General features: G+C 40.8%; 23 protein-coding genes. All 23 read right to left on the bottom strand.

Annotated features, from left to right (window positions below):
* Positions 1-32: 32 nt before the first annotated feature.
* The gene (locus tag AC5FEC_RS02355; protein ID WP_217473293.1) at positions 33-485 is read right to left on the bottom strand and encodes a NanQ anomerase/TabA/YiaL family protein; all 453 of its coding nucleotides are present in this window, start codon (positions 483-485) and stop codon (positions 33-35) included.
* Positions 486-510: 25 nt separating this feature from the next.
* Entirely contained in the window at positions 511-1,341 is an 831-nt protein-coding gene (locus AC5FEC_RS02350; protein ID WP_493661185.1) for a carbohydrate ABC transporter permease, read from the bottom strand.
* Between the two features lie 16 nt (positions 1,342-1,357).
* Positions 1,358-2,245: a carbohydrate ABC transporter permease gene (locus AC5FEC_RS02345; RefSeq protein ID WP_037616474.1), complete on the bottom strand. Its 888-nt coding sequence runs from the start codon at positions 2,243-2,245 to the stop codon at positions 1,358-1,360.
* A gap of 95 nt (positions 2,246-2,340) precedes the next feature.
* Positions 2,341-3,657, bottom strand: a complete 1,317-nt coding sequence (locus tag AC5FEC_RS02340; protein WP_493661184.1) for an ABC transporter substrate-binding protein — start codon at positions 3,655-3,657, stop codon at positions 2,341-2,343.
* 221 nt (positions 3,658-3,878) lie between these two features.
* Positions 3,879-5,015 (bottom strand): ABC transporter ATP-binding protein, encoded by a 1,137-nt coding sequence (locus tag AC5FEC_RS02335; RefSeq protein WP_217473290.1) that lies wholly within the window; start codon positions 5,013-5,015, stop codon positions 3,879-3,881.
* A gap of 14 nt (positions 5,016-5,029) precedes the next feature.
* Positions 5,030-5,728, bottom strand: coding sequence for an N-acetylmannosamine-6-phosphate 2-epimerase (locus AC5FEC_RS02330; RefSeq protein ID WP_015604210.1), 699 nt, complete (start codon positions 5,726-5,728; stop codon positions 5,030-5,032).
* Positions 5,729-5,988: 260 nt separating this feature from the next.
* A complete protein-coding gene (locus AC5FEC_RS02325; RefSeq protein ID WP_304948843.1) occupies positions 5,989-6,987 on the bottom strand; it encodes an acetylxylan esterase in 999 nt (332 codons plus the stop codon).
* Positions 6,988-7,334: 347 nt separating this feature from the next.
* Positions 7,335-8,108: a hypothetical protein gene (locus AC5FEC_RS02320; RefSeq protein ID WP_493661183.1), complete on the bottom strand. Its 774-nt coding sequence runs from the start codon at positions 8,106-8,108 to the stop codon at positions 7,335-7,337.
* The gene (locus AC5FEC_RS02315) at positions 8,108-8,980 is read right to left on the bottom strand and encodes an ABC transporter ATP-binding protein (RefSeq protein WP_304948844.1); all 873 of its coding nucleotides are present in this window, start codon (positions 8,978-8,980) and stop codon (positions 8,108-8,110) included. The genes AC5FEC_RS02320 and AC5FEC_RS02315 overlap by 1 nt, the downstream gene beginning before the upstream one ends.
* Positions 8,973-9,392 carry an Msa family membrane protein gene (locus tag AC5FEC_RS02310; protein ID WP_037616487.1) on the bottom strand — a complete coding sequence of 140 codons (420 nt, stop codon included), beginning with the start codon at positions 9,390-9,392 and terminating at the stop codon, positions 8,973-8,975. Before AC5FEC_RS02310 ends, AC5FEC_RS02315 begins: the two co-directional genes overlap by 8 nt.
* 14 nt (positions 9,393-9,406) lie before the next feature.
* A complete protein-coding gene (locus tag AC5FEC_RS02305) occupies positions 9,407-9,976 on the bottom strand; it encodes a CPBP family intramembrane glutamic endopeptidase (protein ID WP_493661182.1) in 570 nt (189 codons plus the stop codon).
* 8 nt (positions 9,977-9,984) lie between these two features.
* Positions 9,985-10,725 (bottom strand): amino acid transporter, encoded by a 741-nt coding sequence (locus AC5FEC_RS02300; RefSeq protein ID WP_052076763.1) that lies wholly within the window; start codon positions 10,723-10,725, stop codon positions 9,985-9,987.
* 1,029 nt (positions 10,726-11,754) lie between these two features.
* Positions 11,755-12,669 carry a helix-turn-helix domain-containing protein gene (locus tag AC5FEC_RS02295; protein ID WP_493661181.1) on the bottom strand — a complete coding sequence of 305 codons (915 nt, stop codon included), beginning with the start codon at positions 12,667-12,669 and terminating at the stop codon, positions 11,755-11,757.
* A 162-nt stretch (positions 12,670-12,831) separates the two neighbouring features.
* Positions 12,832-15,483, bottom strand: a complete 2,652-nt coding sequence (gene adhE, locus AC5FEC_RS02290) for a bifunctional acetaldehyde-CoA/alcohol dehydrogenase (RefSeq protein WP_037616495.1) — start codon at positions 15,481-15,483, stop codon at positions 12,832-12,834.
* 290 nt (positions 15,484-15,773) lie between these two features.
* Positions 15,774-17,588: an acyltransferase family protein gene (locus AC5FEC_RS02285; protein ID WP_493661180.1), complete on the bottom strand. Its 1,815-nt coding sequence runs from the start codon at positions 17,586-17,588 to the stop codon at positions 15,774-15,776.
* Positions 17,578-17,991: an MORN repeat-containing protein gene (locus AC5FEC_RS02280; protein WP_037616498.1), complete on the bottom strand. Its 414-nt coding sequence runs from the start codon at positions 17,989-17,991 to the stop codon at positions 17,578-17,580. The genes AC5FEC_RS02285 and AC5FEC_RS02280 overlap by 11 nt, the downstream gene beginning before the upstream one ends.
* Positions 17,979-18,416 (bottom strand): low molecular weight protein-tyrosine-phosphatase, encoded by a 438-nt coding sequence (locus tag AC5FEC_RS02275; protein WP_493661179.1) that lies wholly within the window; start codon positions 18,414-18,416, stop codon positions 17,979-17,981. The genes AC5FEC_RS02280 and AC5FEC_RS02275 overlap by 13 nt, the downstream gene beginning before the upstream one ends.
* 128 nt (positions 18,417-18,544) lie before the next feature.
* Complete coding sequence (locus tag AC5FEC_RS02270) at positions 18,545-19,132, bottom strand: nucleotidyltransferase family protein (RefSeq protein ID WP_493661178.1); 588 nt, start codon at positions 19,130-19,132, stop codon at positions 18,545-18,547.
* Entirely contained in the window at positions 19,129-20,127 is a 999-nt protein-coding gene (ruvB, locus tag AC5FEC_RS02265; RefSeq protein ID WP_493661177.1) for a Holliday junction branch migration DNA helicase RuvB, read from the bottom strand. Before ruvB ends, AC5FEC_RS02270 begins: the two co-directional genes overlap by 4 nt.
* A gap of 318 nt (positions 20,128-20,445) precedes the next feature.
* Entirely contained in the window at positions 20,446-21,483 is a 1,038-nt protein-coding gene (locus tag AC5FEC_RS02260; protein WP_493661176.1) for an aldose epimerase family protein, read from the bottom strand.
* A gap of 21 nt (positions 21,484-21,504) precedes the next feature.
* A complete protein-coding gene (gene lacD / locus AC5FEC_RS02255) occupies positions 21,505-22,536 on the bottom strand; it encodes a tagatose-bisphosphate aldolase (protein WP_493661175.1) in 1,032 nt (343 codons plus the stop codon).
* A 21-nt stretch (positions 22,537-22,557) separates the two neighbouring features.
* Positions 22,558-23,721 (bottom strand): SIS domain-containing protein, encoded by a 1,164-nt coding sequence (locus AC5FEC_RS02250; protein ID WP_493661174.1) that lies wholly within the window; start codon positions 23,719-23,721, stop codon positions 22,558-22,560.
* 108 nt (positions 23,722-23,829) lie between these two features.
* Positions 23,830-24,234 carry a PTS sugar transporter subunit IIA gene (locus AC5FEC_RS02245; RefSeq protein ID WP_493661173.1) on the bottom strand — a complete coding sequence of 135 codons (405 nt, stop codon included), beginning with the start codon at positions 24,232-24,234 and terminating at the stop codon, positions 23,830-23,832.
* Positions 24,235-24,238: the final 4 nt, after the last annotated feature.

Raw genomic sequence — 24,238 nt, 5'->3', positions numbered from 1 at the left:
CTGGCACACTCAAAAATCTCGCTAACCTAGGGCTAGTCTATTAAAACTTTAAAAAGATACTTTCTGACATTTTCTTCCAGACCCGCATAGCCATTTGGCTGATGGGCCTCTCCTGGAAAGAAAATCGCAAAATTATGGTAACCCAACAAGAGAGGATAACGATTTTGACAATGAACAAAGCCGATATCTGCCTCTTCATCAAAAGCCACTGCCTCATCGACCATCTGGCTACCATAGACAGAATATTCATGCCCTGCTACTAACAGATGAAAATCTGCATATTTTTTATGATATTCAAATTGATCATTGGTCTCTTGATTAAGCGTGTTTTCCTGAACCAAGAGAAAGACCTTATCTCCATCCACTTCATAGCGTCCCAAGTCAAAACTGTCTTTGCGGTGCTCATAGAGATAATCAATCGCTTTATCCAGATTCGGATGAAGGCCCTTGTACCGAGTTACATTTTTTAAATCATCAAAAATCATAGTTTTATTTCCTCTATTGAGTGCCTTATCCTTTGACAGCTCCCATAGTAATCCCTTGGGTGAAGGATTTTTGGAAGATGAGGAAGACTGCTACGATTGGCACCGCCGCCAAAGCCGCACCGGCCATAATCAGACCGTAGTTGGTTGCCATCTCAGCCTGCATAGTCGCAACCCCTAACGAAATCGTCAGATTGTTCCGCGAGGTCAGCATTACGAGCTGCATGAAGTAGTCATTCCAAGTGTTGATAAAGGTGAAGATAGCCAGAGCAGCAAAGCCTGGTTTGACGATAGGAAAGGCTACACTCCAGAAGGTCCGGATTTCACCACAACCGTCGATCTTAGCTGATTCCAGAAGCTCTGTCGGGATATTTTCACTAAACTGCTTCATAAGGAAGACCCCGAAAGGCCAGCCAACTAAAGGTAAAATCACTGCCCAAAGGGTATCGTGGATTCCCATGAAATTGACAATCCGCACTAGAGGTACTAGGACAACCTGCTTAGGCAAGGCCATAGCTGCGATAAAGATGGCAAAGAGAATCCGTTGCCCGTAAAAGCGTTTCTTAGCCAAAACGTAACCAGCTAAAGATGACGTCGCGCACACCAAGAACATGGTCGCCAGCGAAATGAAGACACTGTTCCACATCCACTGCAAAGCTGGATTTTGAACGGCTAATTGCTGGAAGTTTTCTGCTGTCGGATTTTGTGGCCACCATTGAGGCGGAATCATAATTGTATCTGGCTGAGATTTAAAAGCTCCAGTCAGAATCCAGTAGAATGGAAAGACAAAGAGCACGGTCAAAAGTGCTAAAATCACAGATGAGAACACTTTAAATGAATTAAATTTTTTGGGTTTCATATTCCTGCTCCTTTCTTTAATATTCCACATCATTACCGAGGATCTTGAACTGGGCGAAACTGATAATCGCAATCATAATCGCCAGAAAGACTCCCATGGTGTTTGCATAGCCATATTCAGATAGCTTGAAGGCTTTTTCATATAGATAGTACATAAGCGTACTAGTTGAATAGTTTGGTCCACCTGATGTCAACAGCTGAATCAAGGCGAAACATTGGAATGAGTTAATAGTTGTGATGATAGCGATATAGAGCGTTGTTGGCAAAAGGCTCGGCCATTTGATTTTCCAAAAGACTTGCATCTCTGTCGCCCCATCCACACGCGCAGCCTCCACTAGAGAGTTGTCGATATTTCCCATAGCTGCAATATAGAGAATGATTGGCTGACCGACAGATGTTGTCAGCAAAATAACGATGATAGCAGCCAAGGCCCACTGTTTGTCTCCCAACCAAGAAATGTTTTGGTTGATGATGTGACCAGATTTCAAAACAAAGTTCAAAATACCAGACAGGGGATCATAGATCCACTTCCACACAACCGTCACGGCAACACTACCTGTAACAACTGGCAGGAAGAAGACAAAACGGTAAAAGGAGCGAGAAACAGCATTCATCTCATAGGTCTGTGAAGCTACAAACAAAGAGAAGAGCACAACTACCGGCACAGAGCCGATTACAATAATGACTGTATTAATGAGCGACTTCACAAAAACTGGATCATTGAACATCCGAATATAGTTATCAAAACCAACGAATGTAAATGAAGTCATTGTATAGTTAAAGAAACTAGTGATAAATCCCATTATCATAGGCGCTAAAACAAATACTGTAAAGAATACCAGAATTGGAGCTAAAAACGCATATGATACTAGGGTTTCTTTCATTCTGATTTTATTGACTTTCACAATGAGGTACCCCTCTTTCAAGATTTTCTAACAAAATACCCCTTTTTCTATTTTTAGAGACTGACAACAGAAAAAGGGGCGGATTTTAAACTTGCTTATTTTTTAGTAATCGTTTCGTTTGCTTTTTCAGTAAATGTCTTCAAAGCAGGTTCAACTTTTTCATCTCCATTAGATACAGATTGCAACATTGGGAACCAAAGTGTTCTCATTTCTGCAAAGCCGTCAATGGTGTTGTAGTATGGTGAGTAGTATTGAGTCCAGCTGCTGATTGTTTCCATACGTTTGTCATCATAGAGTTTGCCAAATGATGTACGAACTGGGAAGGCACCTGTACGAACAACGTTCTTAGGACCCCACTCTTTGTCATCAGCGATGAATTGCACGAATTTCTTAGCTGCTTCTACTTTCTTGTCGTCTTTGTTGTTAAAGACTGCAAAGCCGTTTACAAGGTATTCAAGAGCAGGTTTGCCTGAGTCTGATGGGAATGGTACTTCTACCACTTCTACTTTACTTGCTTCCAACAATTTAGCTTGAATACCATTTTGTGCTGGTGCCCAAAGAACAGTGTAAGAAGTTTGACCGTTAGCGAAGTTTTGGATGTCTGCTCCGCCATCGTATTGAGAACCATTCATCATGAGGCCATCGTTGATCCAGCTCACTGCTTTTTCAAGACCTTTGACAAATTTCGGATCATCAGTTGTATATTTAGTTACTTTTTCATCTGTAACAGATCCACCATAGAGGTTAGCGATGAAAGCACGAGTTCCTTGGTCACCACCTTGACCGTTACTGAAGAGAGAGCCAGGTGTATAGCCTTTGTCTTTAAGCGCTTTCAAGACTTTTTCAAAGTCAGCTGTTGTCCATCCTTCTTTAACTAGGTTGAGAACACCTGCATCTTCCAACATTTTCTTATTCATTGCCATGTAGAATGGAGCAGAGCTGATTGGATACATATAAGCTTTGTCTCCAGCCTTGCTGGCTTGGATAATGTTGTCGTTGTTAACATCTTTGACGAAATCATCTGTGAAGAGGTCGTTCAAGTCTGCCAACTTACCGTTTTTACCGTATTGAATAATCCGGCCTGGTGCATCGAAGAGTACGTCTGGTGCTGTTCCAGCTTCGATAGCTGTCGTAATTTTTTCTGGACCTGACTTGAAGTCAATTGTTTCCAAGTTGACATGAATGTCTGGATTTGCTTTTTCAAATGCTTCAATGATGGATTTTTCATAAGTTCCCACACCATCGCTGGCATTTTCTTGAGTAAAGACTGGGAATGCCCACCAAGTAATTTCTGTCTTGCCAGATTTGTCACCAGAGCTAGCCGCTTTATCTGAGCCGCCACCTCCACAAGCTGCTAACGTAAGCACTGCAGCTCCTGCTACCAATGAACAAAGCAATTTCTTCATTTTCATTTGTTTTTCTCCTTTAAAATTAAGATACCAAGCTGACCTGAACAGCTTTTATCTGCATATTTGACCGATAAAATAATTAGTCGTTTTTCCTGTGTTATTCCTTGGGATAAATGTCCACCTATATTTGATTAAAATCCTAAACTTTTAAAAGTCTGATCACTCCTTCTCTGTGACGTTTCTTTTATCCTAAAATAAAGTCAGTCAGTTCATTTTAGGTTGTTTTACAAAGTAATTCGTTTTTGAGTCTCACTATCAAACAGATGACTCTTAGGTAATTTGAAGGTGAAGCGAAGCTTCGAACCCGGCTCCAGATAATTGGAAGCATCTACCTTGGCTGAAAACTCTTGGCTACCCACCTTACAGTAGAGCACTGAGTCACTACCCAGCAACTCTGACACGACAACTTCCGCCTCAACCACATCGCCAGGGAAAGTATCTTCTACAATCAAGTCCGCTGAAATATCTTCTGGCCGAATACCTAAGATTACCTTTTTACCTTGGTAGCCTTTTTCTGTCAAAAGCTTTTCTTGACCACCCGTCAGAGTAAGATTGAGCTGGTCGCCGTCGGTCAGTTTATTGCCAGCTACTGTCACTTCAAAGAAGTTCATAGCTGGACTGCCGATGAAGCCTGCAACAAACTTGTTAGCTGGTTCGTTGTAGAGCTCTTGCGGAGTTCCAACTTGCTCGATACGACCGATAGTTCCCGTACCTGCTTCATTTTTAGTCGCCGACATGATAACAATGCGGTCGGCCAAGGTCATTGCCTCGGTTTGGTCGTGGGTAACGTAGATAGTGGTTGCTCCGATACGGCGGTGGATCTTAGCAATCTCAGCACGCATGGATACCCGTAGTTTCGCATCCAAGTTTGACAAAGGCTCATCCATCAGGAAGACCTTGGCATCTCGGACAATGGCCCGTCCCATTGCTACCCGTTGACGCTGGCCGCCAGAAAGATCGGCCGGTTTGCGATCCAAGAATTCTTTCAACCCCAGAATTTCCGCCGCTTCATGAACCCGCTTGTCAATATCTTCCTTGCTGTACTTGCGAAGCTTGAGCCCGAAAGCCATGTTGTCATAGACTGTCATGTGCGGATAGAGGGCATAGTTCTGGAAGACCATGGCGATATCACGGTCCTTGGGAGCAATATCATTGACCAGAGTCTGATCAATATAGAGCTCACCCTCGGTGATGTCCTCCAACCCAGCAATCATGCGCAAGGTCGTAGATTTTCCACATCCAGAAGGACCAACAAAGACGATAAATTCTTTATCTTTGATTTGCAAGTCGAAATTTTCTACAGAGTAGAAATCACTATTAGGATATTTTTTGTAGAGCTTATTTAACTTTAAGGTCGTCATTGCTTTACCTCACTTTATTTTACTGCCGCAACGAAACGCTCGGTGATTTCCTTTGGTCGAGTAATGGCTCCGCCTACTACAATACCGCGGACACCTAAATCATGGATTTGCTTGGCTTGATCTGGATAGTGAATCTTGCCCTCAGCAATCACATCTACTCCCGCATCACAAAGCTTCTTGACCAGTTCAAAGTCTGGTCCGTCTACCTTGGGACTGTAGGAAGTGTAGCCTGATAAGGTTGTACCGACAAAGTCAACACCAGCTGCTACAGCTGCCACGCCTTCCTCAAAGGTACTGATGTCGGCCATCAGCAGTTGCTGCGGATATTTCTCCTTGACTTGGCGGATAAAGTCCTCAATCTTCAAACCATCATAGCGTTCTCGCTGGGTGCAGTCCAGAGCGATGACCTCTATATCAAGGGCAGCCAACTCATCCACTTCCCGCATAGTCGCAGTGATAAAAGGCTCCTGTGGCGGATAGTCCCGTTTGATAATCCCGATAATCGGGAGCTCGGTTACTTCCTTAATCTCCTTGATGTCTCGCACGCTGTTGGCTCGAATACCAACTGCCCCACCTTCTTCAGCTGCCTTGACCAAGAGAGGGATGACCCCACCAGCCTCCGTATAGAGGGGCTCATGAGGCAGAGCTTGACAGGAAACGATAATGCCATCTTTGATTTTTGCAATTAATTGATCTTTGCTAATCTGTGACATAAATAATCTCTCCTTTTTCTATGTTTTCTCCGTTCTTTTTATAATGTCATTATATACAAAAAATAAAGCGCTTTCAATAAGTTTTGTGATTTAGATTTTAGTTTCTAAAAACCGACTTCCTTTCTTAAAAGCTGAAACTACTTTCAGCCTTCGAAGTGTTTTTGAACAAAAAAGTTACAATATATTTTTAAACATTTATCATAAAAAGCCTGAGATTCTCATAATCTCAGGCTTAGTTTCTTTCTCAGTACTATCTGTTCTTACCAGTCTTTAAAAGCTTCCAGCAAAGAAGGATGGTCAATCTTTGAGCCACAAAGCCAGTTGAAGACTTTATCATTGACATAGACATTCATGGCTTCATGCTCGTACTCTGGCATGAGATGATGCTCCTTAGTACACTCCAGCCGGTTGTAAATCGCAAACTGGGTAATCGGATAGCAAACATCGTCAGCCAGTCCCGTTATCATCCGCACGCTCCCTTGAATGCGGTGAGCCATATTTTTCACATCGATGTAGGACAAGGTCTGGATAATCTCATCCTCCGTTTCGTGAAAAGGATCGTGGAATTTAAAATACCGAAAGAGCTCATCATAGGCCTCGCTGGTATTGCCAATCTCCAACACCCGCCGGAAATCTGACAAGAAAGGATAGATAGCCACTGTCTGCTTAATACGCGGATTGAGAGCCGCTGCCACCAAAGCCAAGGCTCCGCCCTGAGAAGCCCCATAACTGGATAGATGATCCTCGTCCACAAAGTCCAAACTCGCCACAATCTCAACCAAGCTGTAGATATCTAGATAGACATCCTTATAAAAGAGACACTCTGGTCCATCCACTGCCCCACGAATAATCTGTCCCTTGACCGTATTGCCCCTTACAGGCGCCCCTCCATCCAAGGAATAGCCTGACTGGCCGCGTACATCCATAGATAAAACACCATAGTCAGCAACCGTATAAGCTAGCATATCGGCCCAATCCCAGCCACGCCCCATATAACCGTGGAAATGAAAGATAATTGGAACTTTTTTACTCGATTTTGGAAGGACCATACGGGCATAGGTTCGCCCCTGATTCGTCCCCTCAAAAACTAGCTCATAGCAGGTCACCCCAGCAATTTGAAAATCTTTTTCAATCAGCTGATAGTCCGGCAAGCCACTCAAACTGATAATCTGACGATCCCAAAAAGCATCAAAATCCGCTGGAACTTCATCTCTGCCTTTGTAAGCCTTTGCTTCTGCTAATAAATCTGGGTTGCGCATCTCATCCTCCAACACTATTGTTTTGTAAACCCTTACAAAAATAATAGCACAGCACCTTCCCTTTTTCAATCCTTTGCAATATTAAGAATTTAGTTTCTATTTCTAGAAAATCCTCCATCATATCTGAAACTAGTTTCAAAAATAGGTCGGAGAAGTTCCCTGACCTATTTTTTGAGATTACATTACTAAAAACAGCGTGGTTAAAAATTCCTTATTCAGTAAGTTCCCCATAAATTGTGGAATAAATAAACTCATAATCGTTCCAATAAAGCTCAAACCTAAGCCAAAAAGAAATTTTGGCTTATTGAGGTACTTGATAATCAACTTTAAGAGTTTTTTGTTCATCCTTAAAACTCCAGACTTTTAAATTTTTTTATACTTAAGGTGTTCAAAACAAGACCATAGACTGCCGTTACCGTCACTGGCCCAACCAATCCAATCCAGATGTTTTCAACTGTCTGCGTAAACTGCTGGTAACCTGTTGGCAAGAGTGCTGCAATTGGGCCCCCTATTGCTGATAGAATCATCATTGTTACTGTCAATACAATGGCAATTGTCATAGTTGTCCCAGTCCCAAAACGTAAAGAGGCAAAGGCTGCTACAGAAATAGCTAAAACTCCTTTTAAGAATACTGTGAAAATACTAACCATCTCTAACAAAGTATAGTAAAGTGTATCCGATACAATTTGAGTTGTCCCAAACTCCATATGTACGACTCGTGTGTAATGAACAAGCAAAGAAGAAGCAAAAAATAATGCAAAATAAATAGAAAGAATAAGGAGAAGACTGAAATATTTTGAGAAGTAAATAGATTTTCTATCAATATCCTTGTAGAGAAATATCGTATGATCATCCATTTCTCTCCTGAAAACAGAAATTGTCAAAAAATATAGGGCTAAAGTCGGCAAAATCATCATATCCATCGAATTAAGCATCATATCTGCAAAGTCAATGTAGGCAACCTTACTACCATCCGCATTTGCAATTTGCATAAAATTAGACTCTCCAAAGAAAGAAGCCGCTAAATAAACGAGTGGATAAAAACTAAAAGCAAGAAAAATTTTCGTTTCTTTTCGCTTCCAGACCGATTCAAATACTGCTGAAAAAATATTCTTCATCATTATCCTTTCATAAATACTTCCTTGAGATGATTTTCTTTGACATCAATCGATTCAATCATATCATTCTCTGCAAGAACCTTAAAGATTTCATTTAAAGTAGAGCGACTACTAGCTGTAGAAATGTCCAATAGCCTACCCTCAAGTATCACATCAGATGATAAGTAACTGTCTAGTAATGCAGTATTTGCGCTAGGATGTAGGTGAACAACTACACTTGGCTGCTCTTTCCCTTCAAACGAATCCACCAATTTCCCACCTTCAATATATACATATCGATTACACAAGGCTTCTAACTCACCTAACTGATGACTTGAAATCAACATAGAAATCTGACGTTCACTTGACCACTGTTTCAAAATATCAATTAATTTTTGAACACCAATAGGATCTAAGCCAACAAACGGCTCATCTAGAATTAGAAAATCAGGTTCTGCTACTAAAGCAATCGCTAAAGCTGTCCGTTGTTTCATCCCAAACGAGAAACCTTTCGGTTTACGGTTGCGAGCTTCCCAAAGTTCTACTAAACGAAGTGTTTTTTCGATATTTGGGTACAATTCCTGCTTCCCGTGTAATTTGAGATAAAATTTTAAATTATCCATCACAGACATTTCTGGGTAGAAAACTGGATCAATCATAATCCCAAAATCTTCCAACACATTATCTTTGCTATTAATATCAATACCTCTATATGTTATTGTCCCAGATGTTGGTCGTTGAGATTTTGCCATCATTTTCATCAAAGTCGATTTTCCGGCTCCATTCTTACCAATTAAACCAACAATTTCTCCTTTCCCAATTTCAAGAGAGACGTCTGATAGAGAATAAAAATCATTTCCTTTAAACTGTTTTGACAGATTTTCAATTTTAAGCATGTTTTACCCCCTTACTGGAAACCTTATTTGAAATAAAATGCGATGCTAATGACACTCCGTAAAATAGCAAACTAATAAACAAAATCTGTGAACCATCAAATAAGTTCAGTGCAATATCTAGTTGCATATCTTCATCTGATATCATATTCATCTGAGCAAACTCTATCCAAGTACCATTTGATGAGGTCAGATAAGCAAATAAAAGATACGCAGCCACTGATACAGTTGGTAAAACAAGAGCTGTCCAAAATTTCCATTCTCCTTTTTGAACTTTATAAACGATAAAATTCAAGAGTAAAGGAAGTGCATAAATAACTAATAAAACTAAAGGGACTGATAAAAAAGGTAGTAAGTAACTTGTAGCAAGTGCCAGCACTGCATAAATCACAACAGCAAGTAAAAGTAATAACATTTTTTCTCCTTAGATTAAATAATTGATTGATAAAGATTGTAAATCCAATGTCCACCGATAGCGTACTCCAAACCAAATTTTGTCGCCAAAATTGAAAATAGAATACCCAATGGGGTTCTGATGAGTAGATTGTCTATCATAGGATAGTTTAGATGAAGTAAAATACCGAATAACAATGACACAATAATGATTGACCAAAGGCGGGAATAATTGTTTCTCAACACTTTATAGATGACAAATCGAAATAGAAACTCCTCGCACATAGAAATCACCATTTGATGAAAATACTCATCGCTTTTTAAAAAATAATGATTGACAAGAAAGATAAGCAAGGCAAGACATAAATAGGACTGCCAGTGAAAAACTACATCTGTTTCCTTTGAGTAGAGACCATATTTCAATGAGAAAGTATGAGGAATAAGCATAAAGCCAATTGGCATAAAACAAATGAGGGCAATAAGATAAGACAACTGTAGCTGTTGGCTAAAACTTATAAATACGATAGAAGTTCCTAATGAATAGACTAGAAATGCTATACCAATTAAACTGATTGGTGTCATTAAAGATAGAAGATTATATTTCATCATGTTTCCTAAAATTCTATATGTTTAAATTTCTGTTTTCCTTTGATGTAAAAGAAGAGTATATAAAGAACTGATATTCCTACCGCAACTAAGCAAGCTAGTGGAAAATTCTCTTGGGACAAGTCTGCATAGCCGTTTGGAAACAAATAGTTAATCCCAATCAACACAGGAGCAACTGAGGCAGCTAGCGAAAAGAACACTCCCGTTAAAACTGTTTGAACCGTTTTTGAAGTCACCGAAATCATTACTACTAATAGTAGTGTAATCAGATTCAAACTAATAGTAGATAACAATGAAAAAATTGTCGAAAAAATATCTGGAACTTTTTCAGAAATAAAGTTAGCAGGAACTGCTCCTTGCGAGAATAATATACCGTAGTAAGATAGCACACTTGTCATAACCGTTCCTAGTAGAAATAAAACATATACAACTAATAAACTGCCTAACTTCGCTTTAAAAATCTGTGAGCGATTGATGTCTTTGTATAGAAATAGAATCCCCGAATCAATTTCATCTTTAAAAACAGAGGATATAACGAGTGAGAATAATAAGTTAGGCAATATCAAACGATATTGAGTGCTAATGGTTGTAGCAAGAAACTCTGAAAAATTCCCTGCCAAACCTGTGCTCGTCCCGTCCATAAATTCTGTTAAAAGTGGAACTAATAAAGGAAGAAGTATAAAAATTAAAAATATTTTAACATCCCTTCTGCTAAAAACAGATTTAAATATTGCTTTAAATAGTGTCATTGTCATCTCCTGATTCACTTATTAATAAAATAGAGCTTAAATAACTTACATTAAGCTCCATTTTATTAATAGTTAATATAAAATTAACTATTAATAAAACTAAGACCTTCAATTGTATGCTACTTACTTAAATTGAATGACGGCCACGGGTATAGGTATAGCTGATAATACCGAGGTTAATGGTATTGCGTTTTGATACTTTTTTAATTTGTTTTGCCATTTTATGTCTCCTTTAATCTATTTTGTTCTTTTTAACCATGGCTTTGGATAAGATTGTTTCGTTATGAAGTCACTGTCTTCCAAAATCCAATGATTAGCTAACTGATGTTTCATGCGTTTTGTTCTCCAAATTCTTTATGTTATGTGAATTGCTATCATTTAACGATAAATGGAAAACACGGATGCTTACATTTGAATGACAGTTTTTGATACACTGGTGTATAAATTGTCTGCCTCATGCCTCTTCTCCTTTTTCAAACCTATTTTAATTTTTCAAAAAAATCAAAATCCCTAAATGTACGATTGTATTTCAGAGTCATATCAAGTCCCTCTGTAATATCTGATACTGTAATTCTTGTAGTGGGAGAGATATTTTTCAAAGTATAAACTCTAAGAATATTTCTTTTAACCGTAATCAAGTCTAACAAGTAGCCATTTATCCTTATCTCCACTTGTATAAGAGTATCGTATGACTGTCGAATGACCAATACATCTCGTACGCCACCTCTGTAAAAATTTGGTACATTATTGAATCGTTCGAGTATTAATGTACAGTAACTTTTTGTATTTACTTCCACCAACTGATAGAGCTTAGCAAACTAAAAAATTTAAACATTTGCTTTTCCTTTCTGATGTCTTACTTACAAAAATAATTATATCAGCGCAACAAAAAATCACCAATGACAGAAGTGTCACTATTTTTTTAATAAATAGATAGTAAAATCCGAACAAAACAAAAAACTTTCGGCAATTACTAATAAAAATACCAAAAGTTTTATTTTTCAAGACATTGATGTCACTATTCACAAACTATCGAATATATTTTTTTATATCTTCCTGCCATTCTCTATCAAGACTCTTTATCAATTGCTCATTTCCAAATATTTGAGCAACCATTTTCGCCTCTTGATACTTACGATTTGCCTCATTAAAATCACACTGAATATAATATTTCCACTCAACCATTAAAATTAATGGTTTCTTTTGGAAATCTCGGGTTCTATTCATAATATAATTTAACTTATCTACTGCCATCTTGAAATAGGAGAACTCTCCAACAAGCTCCAAACAGCACAGTGCTGCAAACAGAGCATCCCGCAATAAATATAAATCTTCCAATTCAGTTTCTTCTATTTGATGACATAGCTTTTTAAATAGAAGAACAATTTCTTCTTGCGTAGTTTCTTTTATAAATCCTGAATTCAATCCATCCATTAATGCACAGAGAAAATAAAGTCTTAATTTCAATAATGTACTAGTATGAAACAGTCCTATGTCGACTAGATTGTCAGAACTATTCTCCAACACACCTTGACCATATAATGAATTTTGGCCTGCCCGCACCTGCTCAATCGCCTGCAAGCAATCGATCATTATCTGCTCATCTCTTGGAAGATTGTCATAAAAGTCCTCAAAGATTTCATCAAAATACGCATCTTTTTGTTCTTGCAGTTCCTTATCCCCATAGTCAGGGTGATGAAGCAGAAAGTACTTGATTTCCTTATAACGCTCTGGCAACTCTTGATAGTCAGGCATGAGGATATAGGCTGGAATCTCCAATTTTTCTGCGATATGCTCCAGAGTTTTCAGAGTGGGATGAAACTCTCCTTTTTCGATACGTGCCAACTGGCGGACAGACAAACCAGATTCATCATCACAAAAGGCCGGACGGCTCAAACCCTTCTTTTTGCGTAACTCCTCTATTCTTTTACCAACATTATTCATCAACTAGAACCCTCATTATTGTTTGAAAAATAAATAATTTAATTACCAAACTTTTTTATTTTCTTATTATATCATAATTCCTCCAATCACGCCAAAAAAATAATTCCTCCAATCACGCCAAAAAAAGGTAGGATTTCTCCTACCTTGTGGTTGATAACTATATTATTTGCGACGTCCTGGACGTTCTGCATAGCCATAGTAAGCGTCAGCCATGATTTCTTCCATATCAGCTACCATTGGCAAGCGTGGGTTAGCTGGTGAACATTGGTCTTCATAAGCTAGAAGAGCAATTTCATGCAAGCTGTCCTTCCAAGTTTTCTCATCGATTCCGAATCCTTTGAAGTTCATTGTAATACCAACTGCTTCACCAAGGTCGTAAACAGCTTTGGCATATGCTTCAACCGCTTCTTCAGGAGTTGAGCATGGCAAGCCAAGCATACGAGCGATGTCTTGGAATTTTTCATCAGCTTTCCAGTAGTTGTACTTAGGCCAAGTCGTTGTCTTAGATGGACGAGTACCGTTGTAGCGGATAACGTATGGAAGTAAGATTGCATTGGTCCGTCCGTGAATAGTGTGGTGCACACCACCGATCTTGTGGGCCATTGAGTGGCTCATTCCAAGGAAGGCATTGGCAAAGGCCATACCAGCCATTGTAGAAGCATTGTGCATCTTTTCGCGAGCTTCTGGATCAGCTGTTTTCACAGATTTTTCCAAATATTTGAAGACTAATTTGATAGTTTGAAGGGCAATACCATCTGTGTAGTCGTTAGCAAAGTTAGAAGTATAGGCTTCAGTCGCGTGGGTCAATACGTCCATACCTGTATCTGCTGCGATAAATGCTGGAACAGTTTCTACCAAAGCAGGGTCAACAATCGCGATGGTTGGAGTCAAAGCATAGTCAGCAAGTGGGTATTTGCGGTTGTTTGCTTTATCAGAGATAACGGCAAATGGAGTCACTTCTGAACCTGTACCAGATGTTGTAGGGATACCGATATATTTAGCTTTCTTACCAAGTGATGGGAATTTGAAGGCACGTTTACGGATATCCATGAATTTTTGAACAAGGTCGCTGAAGTCAACTTCTGGCTGTTCGTAGAACATCCACATACCCTTAGCAGCGTCCATTGGAGAACCACCACCGAGTGCGATGATTGTATCTGGTTCAAAGGCACGCATTTCTTCTGTACCACGACGGATAGTTGTAATATCTGGATCTGGCTCTACATCTGAGAAGACTTGGATTGTCACTTTGTTCTTACGGAGATTCAACTGATCAATTACACGTTGAACAAAACCAAGTTTTTCGATGGACTTATCGGTAACAATCATAACGCGTTCAATATCTTCACATGTTTGAAGGTATTGGATAGAGTTGCGCTCGAAGTAAATTTTTGAAGGAACTTTAAACCATTGCATATTATTTCTACGTTTCCCTACTTTCTTGATGTTTAAGAGGTTAATAGCGCTAACGTTATCACCAACTGAGTTACGTCCGTATGAACCACATCCAAGTGTCAAGGATGGAATGAAGGCATTATATACATCCCCAATACCACCGAAAGTAGATGGAGAGTTCCAGATAATCCGCATAGCTTTGATTTCAGTACCAAAGCGCTTAGCAAGAGCTTCATCTTTTGTATGGATAGCAGCTGAGTGACCAAGTCCGTTAAATTCAACCATTTGACGAGCTTTTGTAAGACCGTCTTCTGTATCTTCAGCTTTCAAGACAGCAATAACTGGTGAAAGTTTTTCGCGAGTCAATGGCTCATTTGGACCTACTTCCGCACATTCTGCAGCCAGGATGTTTGTACCTTCTGGTACTTTGAAGCCTGCTTGTTCTGCAATCCATGCAGCTGGTTTCCCTACAATGTTCGCATTTAGTTTAGCACCAGCACAGTTTTTGCTGTTTGCTTTAGCGCCAAAGCAGAATTCTTCAAGAAGGGCTTTTTCTTTTTTGTTTACAAAATAAGTGTGGTATGACTTGAATTCTTCTACAAATTCATCATAAACTTCCTTGTCAATGATAACAGCTTGTTCAGATGCACAGACCATTCCATTGTCAAATGATTTAGACATAACAATGTCATGTGCTGCTTGACGAAGGTCTGCAGATTTTTCTACATAGGCAGGCACGTTTCCGGCACCAACTCCAAGAGCTGGTTTTCCGCATGAGTAAGCAGCCTTAACCATGGCATTCCCACCGGTCGCAAGGATTGTAGCAATACCATCGTGGTTCATAAGCGCACCTGTCGCTTCCATAGATGGTTGTGTAATCCATTGCACACAGTTTTCAGGAGCTCCTGCTGCAATCGCTGCGTCGCGTACGATTTGCGCTGCGTGAGCTGAAGATTCTTGTGCAGATGGGTGGAAAGCAAAGACGATCGGATTACGTGTCTTCAAAGCAATCAATGATTTGAAAATTGCTGTTGCAGTTGGGTTGGTCGTTGGAGTGATCCCGCAGACTACTCCGACAGGCTCTGCAATTTTAGTCAAGCCAGTAATCGGATCATCTTCAATGACACCAACAGTTTTAACTCCACGCATATTGTTGACAACGTGTTCGCAAGCAAAGAGGTTTTTTGTCGCCTTGTCTTCAAATACACCACGTCCAGTTTCTTCAACAGCATGTTGAGCAAGGATTCCGTGAGCATCCAAAGCAGCAACTGAAGCTTTTGCTACAATATAATCCACTTGCTCTTGGTTCAATTTTCTCATTTCTTCAAGAGCTACCAGACCTTTTTGAACAAGTTCATCAACATGCTTTTCAGCAGCCAATTTCTTTTCCTCAGGTGTTACAATTTTTTTATCCGCCATCATAGTCCTCCAATGGTTTCTTAGAAGGCTTGAAGAATCTTCAGCCTTTGTTAAAATTTTCACAATAACATTATACCTTATTTACCTATCTTTGTAAACACTTTCAACAAAATTTCACATACTTTATTGGAAACTTTGTGAAGTAAATTATCACCCCCTCTAAATTCACGGCTTCCGCTTATCGCTTGTGAATTTATTTTCTGTATTTTTATTATTTCACATACTTCTTAAAATGTCAGAAAGCGCTTTCATATAGTGACTATAGATAGCTCGGTTAATCCGAGCTATCTTTATGGTTTAACGTTTCCGGCCTCGGCTTGATCCAACGCTTGTTTAATCGTATTGGCATAGAGAAGTCCGCCTTCTTTCATTGATTCTGTATCTGAACCATAATGAACATAGTCTGTACCAGCCCAAATCTGCGGATTATCTATAGCTACTTGATACCAGTCTGCCACATGAACAAAATCATACTTCTGGGCAAGCTCTAATTCGTACTGGCGCGTTTTAACCAGAATGCTATTGGAGTCTCCGGCCGTTCGGCCGTCATAAGGAGTTACCAGAATCAGAGTATGACCTTTTGGCAGGTTCTCAATATACTGGTTTAGCATTTCTTCATAATTGTCAACTGTATTAGTCCCCAAAGCTAATACAACATTTTTTAAAAGAAGATGATTAGAAATATCGTTTTGATAAACTTCAAATCCCGAATTAAAATTTCGGCTGACGATAGCATCTAATTGAACATTCGGAATCACTTGTTGCAGCCATTCACTTGAGCGAAGGGCAACCGAATCCCCAATCATGGTTGTGCCTGCAGCTACATTATAATCTGTGGCTGTTGTTTGATCCACATGACTGCGAGTCGCCTGCATTTTCGTATCTGCCTGATTTAAAGCATTGACAATCAGGTTTTCCTCAAAGGCTCCGACAGATGGCGCTGTCACGGTGATAGAAAACAGAATAAGTGTCAGCGGAATGAAACTGTAGAAGACCGGCTTAGTAATAGATGATAAATCCATCTCGGTTCCCATGATCTTCGGCTGTCGTCCTGCCAGAGTAGGCTCCAAAATATAGAAAGAGAGAGCTGCAAAGCTGAAACTCAAAATTGTTGTCAACAGTACAGCCCAGCCATTGCTCATCAGCTGAGTAAAGATGATGTAAAAAGGCCAGTGGAAGAGATAGACGCCATAACTGGTATCTGCGATAAAGTTGACAAATTCGGGCTCCTTCACATCTGGCAATTTGTCGTGCAACATGCGGGTTGCTGCTATCATGACGCAGGCCAGAAGCGTCGAAGCCATAAAACCAAATAAATAGGTCCACAAGCTGTCAAATTTCAAAATGAAACTGAGTAAGATAAGAATGGCAAAACTTCCGCCCAGAGCAGCCAGAACTTGTTTGAGATCGACTATTTTTTCCAGTTTCTTCATCTGAACGCCAACATTTCCGACTCCAGAAAAAGTCGCAAGTGCTGTCCCTGCAAAGAAAGGAAAAACATGAGTCAGACTTGAAAAATAAATATTAGAGTAGTTTTTGCTAACGAAAGCTCCAATAAACATAGAAAAGAAGCTGATCAGAAAGAGAGCTGCTGAAGCGAGAGAAATCATCCCTCGATACTGGGCGACTGATTTGCTGAGCTTGCTAAGTCCCCAGGCAGCCAATCCCCATAAAACATAGTAGTGCACTTCTAGCGCCAAACTCCAAGTGTGAATCAGCAAATGCGGTACAAACTGACTTTCATAACTTCCGCCCGACAGCATTTCATAAAAATTGGTCACAAAGCCAAGAGCAGCCGCAATCTGAGTACCAATACCTGCTATAAAATCTCGACGAATCAACAAAGTAAAGGGCATGATGACCAAAATCATAAACCCTAGGGGGGGAACGATGCGATAAAAGCGCCGTTTCAGAAAGCCCAAAATGTCAATCGTCTGGTTCCGCGCAAACTCATCAATCAACAGCGAGGTAATCAAAAATCCTGAAAAAGTGAAAAAGATATCCACTCCAATAAAACCTCCAGGGAAGACACCCTGAAAGTAATGATAGAGTAAAACTAAGACCAGTCCAGTAATCCTGACCAGTGAAAACCATCTAATGCGCATTTTGATAAATCCCTTGCTTGAATGTCCCTTCGTAGATAACATTGCCTTCTGTCGTTAGTTTGCCTTTGCCATCGGCCTGGCCATTGACAAATTCGCCTTCATATTTCCAACCGGACTGTGAAGTAAAGGTACCCTTGCCGCTGAAAATACCATTTTTGAAGTTCCCTGTATAGCTGTCCCCATTTTTGAAAGCAAGAGTGCCTTGGCCGTTCATTTTCCCGTGAACAAGACTGCCTTCGTATTTGATATTTCCCTGATCCAGCGTCAGTACACCCTTGCTAGGAATATTTGATGTAAAAACTAGAATAGCTGACAAGACGATGACGGTCACTGCGGCTATTTCTAGATTTTGACGAGTCAGATAGACCTTGTATTTATCGTAAAATTCTTTTATTTTATCCATTTTTCACCCATTAATCGCTCTAGCCAACTGTGACAACCAGCCAAAATCAGTTCATAAGTTTCATCGAAATCGCCCGTATACCAAGGATCCGGTACACCACGATCAGCAAACTGGTAGATTTTATCCTGAAAATCCGCCGGCGCCATCCGCCGCAAATCGCGAATGTTGGACTTATCCATGCCGACAATATAGTCAAATTCTGCAAAATCCTGAGCTGAAATCTGCTGAGAAGTTTTTCCTTTATCATAAGAAATAGCATATTTCTTAAAAATTGCTTGGGTTCCTTGATGAATGGGATTGCCATGCTCCCAATTAGACGTCGCCCGGCTTTCAATCTGCAGACTATCGGACAAACTTTTCATTACAAACTCTGCCATCGGACTGCGGCAGATATTTCCCAAACAAACAAATACAATTTTCTTCATAAGTCTATTATATCAAAATAAAAAGAAAACTGCGGTTCTTTCTCGATTATTCTGTAACAGCGGTACCGAGAAATGAAAAACCACCACATTGGGCGGTAAAATACTAACATTAAAAAGAGGTGCCTTATTTAAATCGAGGATTTCTTTTCCTCAGAAGGAAATACAAAACTTAATTGTGGCCATTTATCTTGCCAATTTTTCTTGCTGAGTCTTTGAGTATAGAGCTTCTTTCGCTCCTCATCAGCCAGAAAATGTGGCGTTGGTCGCACCTGAAATGCTCGAATATCCTCCAAACCATAGGGAGCAAAAAGTTCCAGTTTATCATTTGCCATCAAGCGCAGGCCGATAGCCGTACAGCGCTCAGGGTACTGAGTCATAGCATCTTTTGAGCAGCTATAAGGCTGGGTATTGGGACTATGGATGTGCATATAGACTTGATTTTTCAATTCCCAACGATAATCGGGAAAAGCTTCCCTTAGCTCCATTTCCAACTGCAAGGTTTTTTCATAAGAAATAGTCGGATCAAAGAAAATCACATCTACATCTGTATTAGAATCAAAGCCTGGCTTCCCAGACAAGATATTCCAGATAAAATTCCTCACGCATCCAGCGGCTAGCCAAGAATCCTGAAGCTGTGGAGTGCGAATAATTTCCAAAATCCTTCGGATGTTCTGATCCTGACTAAGTCTCTCTAAAATTTCCTCGTCTGTCATCATTCCTTCATATACTCATATCCTAGATGCTCATAGGCTTTACGGGTAGCCACACGCCCAGTCCGTGTCCGCATGACAAAGCCCTTCTGAATCAGGTAAGGCTCATACATGTCCTCCACTGTTTCACGCTCCTCAGCAATATTGACCGAGAGGGTTCCCAGCCCCACGGGACCGCCACCGTAGACCTCAATCATAGTCTTCAAAATCTTCTGGTCCACATAGTCCAGCCCTTCCTGGTCCACATCCAGCATGGTGAGGGCCTGGTCGGCTATCTTATCATCAATCAGACCATTCCCCATAATCTGCGCATAGTCCCGCACCCGCTTGAGCAGACGGTTGGCAATCCGCGGTGTCCCTCGGCTGCGAAGAGCCAGTTCCTTAGCAGCCTCGTGGGTAATATCCATCTCAAAAATCTCTGCCGTCCGCTCAACGATTTCAGTCAGGTCGCCAGCTTCATAATACTCCATGTGACCAGTAATGCCAAAGCGGGCCCGTAGAGGATTGGACAGCATACCTGCCCGAGTGGTCGCCCCAATCAGAGTGAAAGGCGGCAAATCCAGATGGACGCTACGGCTGGTCTCGCCTGAACCAATCATAATGTCAATGTAAAAATCTTCCATGGCACTGTAAAGTACTTCCTCTACCGCCATTGGCAAGCGATGAATCTCATCTATAAAAAGAACATCACCTGGCTCCAAGTCATTGAGAATCGCTACTAAATCACCAGCCTTTTCAATAACCGGACCTGAAGTCTGTTTGAGATTAACACCTAGTTCATTGGCAATGACAAAGGCCATTGTCGTCTTCCCCAGACCCGGGGGACCAAAAAGCAGGGTGTGGTCTAATGCCTCATCCCTCAGCTTAGCTGCTTCAATAAAAATCTTCAGCTGATCCTTGACCTTGTCTTGGCCGATATATTCTTGTAAATACTGAGGGCGAAGAGTGCGTTCCACCAATTCCTCATCACCCATCAATTCATTATCTAAAATTCTACTCATAGAACTATTATAGCAGAAAATAGAGCAGAAGAAGCAAATCTGATCCGCGTCTGAACACAAAAAAAGACCGCCCGATTGGGTGGTCTTTTTGGGAGATTATTATGAAAAAGTCTTAGGATTTCTATCAAACAAAGTTAGGAGGTCCTCATTTGATGATATTAGTATAACGCGCTTATCTTAAAATTTGCTTAAAGAAAAATACTTCTCTCAATAATTTTTAATTGATAAAAACGGCAGAAGGGGGAATCTGCCGTTTTTATTGTATCTTTGGGCTAGGATAGCCATTGGGATACACTTCAAATGAAGCACGTTTGCTGTTTATTTCACTCCTGCGAAGTAAACTGTGGTGCTGGTGAAAATGTGGCCTACCTTGAGAATGACCTGATGCTTCAAGTCACTATGAATCGCATCAGGCAAGGCTTGTGCCTCCAATGCCAGACCATTATGCTGAATCATTGGCCGTCCATTTAGGATGACTGATTCATCGACAAAATTAGCCGAATAAGTCACGACGCAAGGAGCATCTGTGCGGAAAGTCAGGTAGCGGCCAGACGCCGCATCATATAGGTATCCTGCCTCTTCCTGCTCTTTATCGAGAGCAAAGGGGTGATCTAGCCCTGACACGACCTGAATTTGCTCGTCTTGGTCAGCAAAAATTTCTTTTAGCTCCAAACCTTTTTGCAAGCCTTTGACAAAGCCACGATTCGCATCCGCCTCTTTTGCTGGCACACCGTCAGGAGCAATCGGATAAACCCCTTTGGTATGCAGTTGGAGGATATGCTGATCGATGGGCTGACTAAAATCACCTGACAGATTGAAATAGCTGTGGTTGGTCGGATTGACCAGACTGTCTTGGTCTGTCTGAACTTGATAGGAAATCTCCAGCTCCCCTTTTTCCGACAAGGAATAAGAAATCCAGATCTTCAAATTACCTGGGAAGCCACCTGTCCCATCTGTCCGCTCTGTATAAAATGTGACTCCGTCGTTTGTAACTTCCTCTGTTTGGAAAATCACGCTGTCCCAGCCAGTAGAGCCACTGTGGTTACAATTCTGAGCATTATTGACTTCCAGCTGGTAGGACTGCTCATTCAGCTCAAAGCTAGCCTTCGCAATCCGCCCCGCAACTGGTCCCACGCTGGCACCATGCTTAGGACTATTGCCAACATAATCATCAAAGTGCTCAAATCCTAGAACAATATTGGCAAAATCACCATTTTTATCCGGCGTCCGATATTCTAAAATCGTTGCACCATAATTCATGACCTTGAAGCAATAGCCCAGAGAATTTTCAAAGGTATAGGCTAAGACATCCTGCCCTTTAAAAGTCCCAAAAATAGATTCTTGATAAGATTTCATATAATCTCCCTCTGTTGCATCTTAAAAATCACGAACCAGCCATTGCCGGTCTTCAAAAGGCAGATTAACCTTATCTACCCAAGATACCGCTGTTTCTTTTAAGACTTTATTGAGTTCATCAATATTTTCAAATCCCGTGGTGCGCAGCCATTCCCGAGCAGCATCTGTGCCATTCTCGATATAAGCTTGTACACTGCCGGCCCAGGTCGCGCGTCCGCAGAGTACACCGTTAAAGCGAGCACCTGACTCGTGCGCAAAGACCAGTGTTTCCTGGAAAAGCTTAGCAGACACACCTGCACTGAGGTAAATATAAGGAAGATGGGTAGCTTCATCCTGCTCTTTAAAAAAGGCAGCAGCTTGAGCTTTTGTATAAACAACCTCACCTTCGCCAAAATCTTCCACATATTTGACATTGACAGGAACTTCCACTTTCAGGACATCGATATTGAATCGTGGATGAGAGAAGACCTTCATGGCTTCAATGACCTTGCGTGGTTTTACTTTAGCGTATTCCACACTTCCAGTATCCGCATTTGTCTCATCATAGGCCAAAATTTCAAGGAAGAATGGGATGTCTTCGGCAATACATTCTGAACCGATTCGTTCAATGTAGGCCTGCTTTTCCTGATTGAGCTCATCACTGCTGTCCACATCATAGTAAAGTAAAAACTTAACCGCATCTGCTCCCTGCTCCTTGATTCGCTTAGCGGACCAAAGATTTAAGCAGTCTGGCAGACGTTTGGTACTGGATGTATCGTAGCCTGTTTTTTCATAGGCCAGCAGCAAGCCTGCATTTTTATCTAGTACTTTGGTTGCTGGGAGGCCATATTCCGGATCAAGCAGCATGGAGGAAGCATGAGGAGTCAACTCTTCTGCCACCAAAACTTTCAACTCTTGCATTTGAGTCACACTTGGTTCACCCTCTTGATATTGAGCCATCAAGCGTTTCAAGGCTCCCCGTTGGTCAAAGGCCAAGGCTGAAATAATGCCGTTTGCATCTGAAAGTCTTTTTAAGTGACTGACTTTTCCATGACTAATGTTTAACTTTTCCATATTCTGATTCCTTTGTGATTCTTATTGGTGAAAAGGGTGGATGATAACTCCCTGAACGACCCGATTAACCGTACCTGTCGGAGACGGTGTGTCTGGTCGATTTTTTACTTTCAAAGAAGTCAAGAGAGAGAATAACTGAGCATACACAATGTAAGGGAAGGCTCGATAGCTATCTTCCAAGATGTCACTTTCAAGAACCACTTGCTCAACATTTTCCAAGTCTTCTCTGCGCTCTGTGAAGAAGACAACCTTGCGAGCAATCTGATCACCAGAAACTTCACGCACCAAATCTAAATCATAATGTTTAGTGTATTCGTTCCTTGAGCCAAAGACCAGCACGAGCGTATCTTCGTTAATCAGAGATTTTGGGCCATGGCGGAAGCCAACTGGAGTTTCATACATGGTCGCAACCTTCCCTGCGGTCAATTCCAAAATTTTCAGCTGAGCTTCGTGCGCCAGACCAAAGAATGGCCCTGATCCAAGATAAATGACACGGTTAAATTCTAATTCTGTCAAAGCTTGGACATCAGCCACATCTGCCAAAACCTTTTGACTCAAAGCAATTAGCTCAGCCACTCTTGCTTCTTTTTGAGCCAAGTCTGCCGGGTCAAAAACCAAGAGAGCTGTCAACATCATAGAGGTGAAGCTAGAAGTCATGGCAAAGCCTGCATCATTTGATGGAGCTGGTTGCAATAAGAGAAGATTGCGTTCGTCGCCATGCGCCTGCTGAGCTAGTTTTCCCTCTGCAGCACAGGTAATCGTCACTTGATAAAGCTCGTCAACCAACTGCTTGGCCAAGTCCACTGTCGCAACACTTTCTGGCGAATTGCCACTACGAGCAAAAGACACGAGAACTGTTGGAATCTCCTTGTGCAGATGAATCTCAGGACTAGCCACAATATCAGTTGTCGCAACTGAATTAAAATTCCATTTGCGCTCATCATAAAGTTTTCTGAAATATGGCAGCAGCGTATCGCCCACATAAGCCGAAGTTCCCGCACCTGTAAAAATAACCTTGATATAAGCATACTTTTCTTCGATACCTTTCAGAAAAGCAGCAACTTGGTCAGCTTGAGCCTTGTAATGATTAAAAGCTGTCTGCCAGACATCCGGCTGTTGATAGATTTCACGCGTCGTGATTTCAGCACCCAATTCAACCAGTTTCTCTTTTGAATAATCTAGCATGGTACTCCTTTCAAAAATAAACATAAATATATTAGTTACTTCTATTTGAAAGAGGGAATGGGAAAATTCCCCACCCCCCTTCATTTCTTTTTCCGTTACAAAACAGTCCTACTCATCTTCATCATCTGACAAGCCTGCTAAAATATCATTAACCTTAACGATATGTTCAACTGCTTTTTTCGGATAGTCAATATCAGCTCCTGTCAAAGAAGCATTGAGAAACTCAATCACCATCGGCAGATTCATGCCTGCATATAAGTCAATGTCCTTACCTTCTAAAATAAGGCGGCTGACTACATTACACGGTGTTCCTCCCAAAAGATCTGCAAACACAAGGTAATCTTCAAAATCCTTGACTGTGTCTAAGAACTTAGCTGTGAAATCATCCGGACCCTCCTCTGGTAACAAGGCAACGGCATGAATATCCGCTTGAGGTCCCATAATCATCTCAGTTGTAGTTTTCAGTTCTTCACAAAAGCGACCATGACTAATCAAAACTAATTGTTTGCTCATAATT

The organism is Streptococcus sp. STC1396 (assembly GCF_058933875.1).
This window is presented reverse-complemented; position numbering and strand designations above follow the sequence as displayed.

Bases quoted from the DNA above. Each gene is read 5' to 3' on its own strand.
- AC5FEC_RS02270 (WP_493661178.1), bottom strand. From the start codon at position 19,132: ATGATGACAGACGAGGAAATTTTAGAGAGACTTAGTCAGGATCAGAAC.
- AC5FEC_RS02350 (WP_493661185.1), bottom strand. From the start codon at position 1,341: ATGAAACCCAAAAAATTTAATTCATTTAAAGTGTTCTCATCTGTGATT.
- AC5FEC_RS02285 (WP_493661180.1), bottom strand. From the start codon at position 17,588: ATGCGCATTAGATGGTTTTCACTGGTCAGGATTACTGGACTGGTCTTA.
- AC5FEC_RS02335 (WP_217473290.1), bottom strand. From the start codon at position 5,015: ATGACGACCTTAAAGTTAAATAAGCTCTACAAAAAATATCCTAATAGT.
- AC5FEC_RS02330 (WP_015604210.1), bottom strand. From the start codon at position 5,728: ATGTCACAGATTAGCAAAGATCAATTAATTGCAAAAATCAAAGATGGC.
- AC5FEC_RS02315 (WP_304948844.1), bottom strand. From the start codon at position 8,980: ATGCTTAAAATTGAAAATCTGTCAAAACAGTTTAAAGGAAATGATTTT.
- adhE (WP_037616495.1), bottom strand. From the start codon at position 15,483: ATGGCGGATAAAAAAATTGTAACACCTGAGGAAAAGAAATTGGCTGCT.
- AC5FEC_RS02325 (WP_304948843.1), bottom strand. From the start codon at position 6,987: ATGCGCAACCCAGATTTATTAGCAGAAGCAAAGGCTTACAAAGGCAGA.
- ruvB (WP_493661177.1), bottom strand. From the start codon at position 20,127: ATGAGTAGAATTTTAGATAATGAATTGATGGGTGATGAGGAATTGGTG.
- AC5FEC_RS02355 (WP_217473293.1), bottom strand. From the start codon at position 485: ATGATTTTTGATGATTTAAAAAATGTAACTCGGTACAAGGGCCTTCAT.
- AC5FEC_RS02260 (WP_493661176.1), bottom strand. From the start codon at position 21,483: ATGAAATCTTATCAAGAATCTATTTTTGGGACTTTTAAAGGGCAGGAT.
- lacD (WP_493661175.1), bottom strand. From the start codon at position 22,536: ATGGAAAAGTTAAACATTAGTCATGGAAAAGTCAGTCACTTAAAAAGA.
- AC5FEC_RS02310 (WP_037616487.1), bottom strand. From the start codon at position 9,392: ATGTTATTACTTTTACTTGCTGTTGTGATTTATGCAGTGCTGGCACTT.
- AC5FEC_RS02275 (WP_493661179.1), bottom strand. From the start codon at position 18,416: ATGAAGAAAATTGTATTTGTTTGTTTGGGAAATATCTGCCGCAGTCCG.
- AC5FEC_RS02245 (WP_493661173.1), bottom strand. From the start codon at position 24,234: ATGAGCAAACAATTAGTTTTGATTAGTCATGGTCGCTTTTGTGAAGAA.
- AC5FEC_RS02250 (WP_493661174.1), bottom strand. From the start codon at position 23,721: ATGCTAGATTATTCAAAAGAGAAACTGGTTGAATTGGGTGCTGAAATC.
- AC5FEC_RS02300 (WP_052076763.1), bottom strand. From the start codon at position 10,725: ATGACACTATTTAAAGCAATATTTAAATCTGTTTTTAGCAGAAGGGAT.
- AC5FEC_RS02295 (WP_493661181.1), bottom strand. From the start codon at position 12,669: ATGAATAATGTTGGTAAAAGAATAGAGGAGTTACGCAAAAAGAAGGGT.
- AC5FEC_RS02280 (WP_037616498.1), bottom strand. From the start codon at position 17,991: ATGGATAAAATAAAAGAATTTTACGATAAATACAAGGTCTATCTGACT.
- AC5FEC_RS02340 (WP_493661184.1), bottom strand. From the start codon at position 3,657: ATGAAAATGAAGAAATTGCTTTGTTCATTGGTAGCAGGAGCTGCAGTG.
- AC5FEC_RS02305 (WP_493661182.1), bottom strand. From the start codon at position 9,976: ATGAAATATAATCTTCTATCTTTAATGACACCAATCAGTTTAATTGGT.
- AC5FEC_RS02320 (WP_493661183.1), bottom strand. From the start codon at position 8,108: ATGATGAAGAATATTTTTTCAGCAGTATTTGAATCGGTCTGGAAGCGA.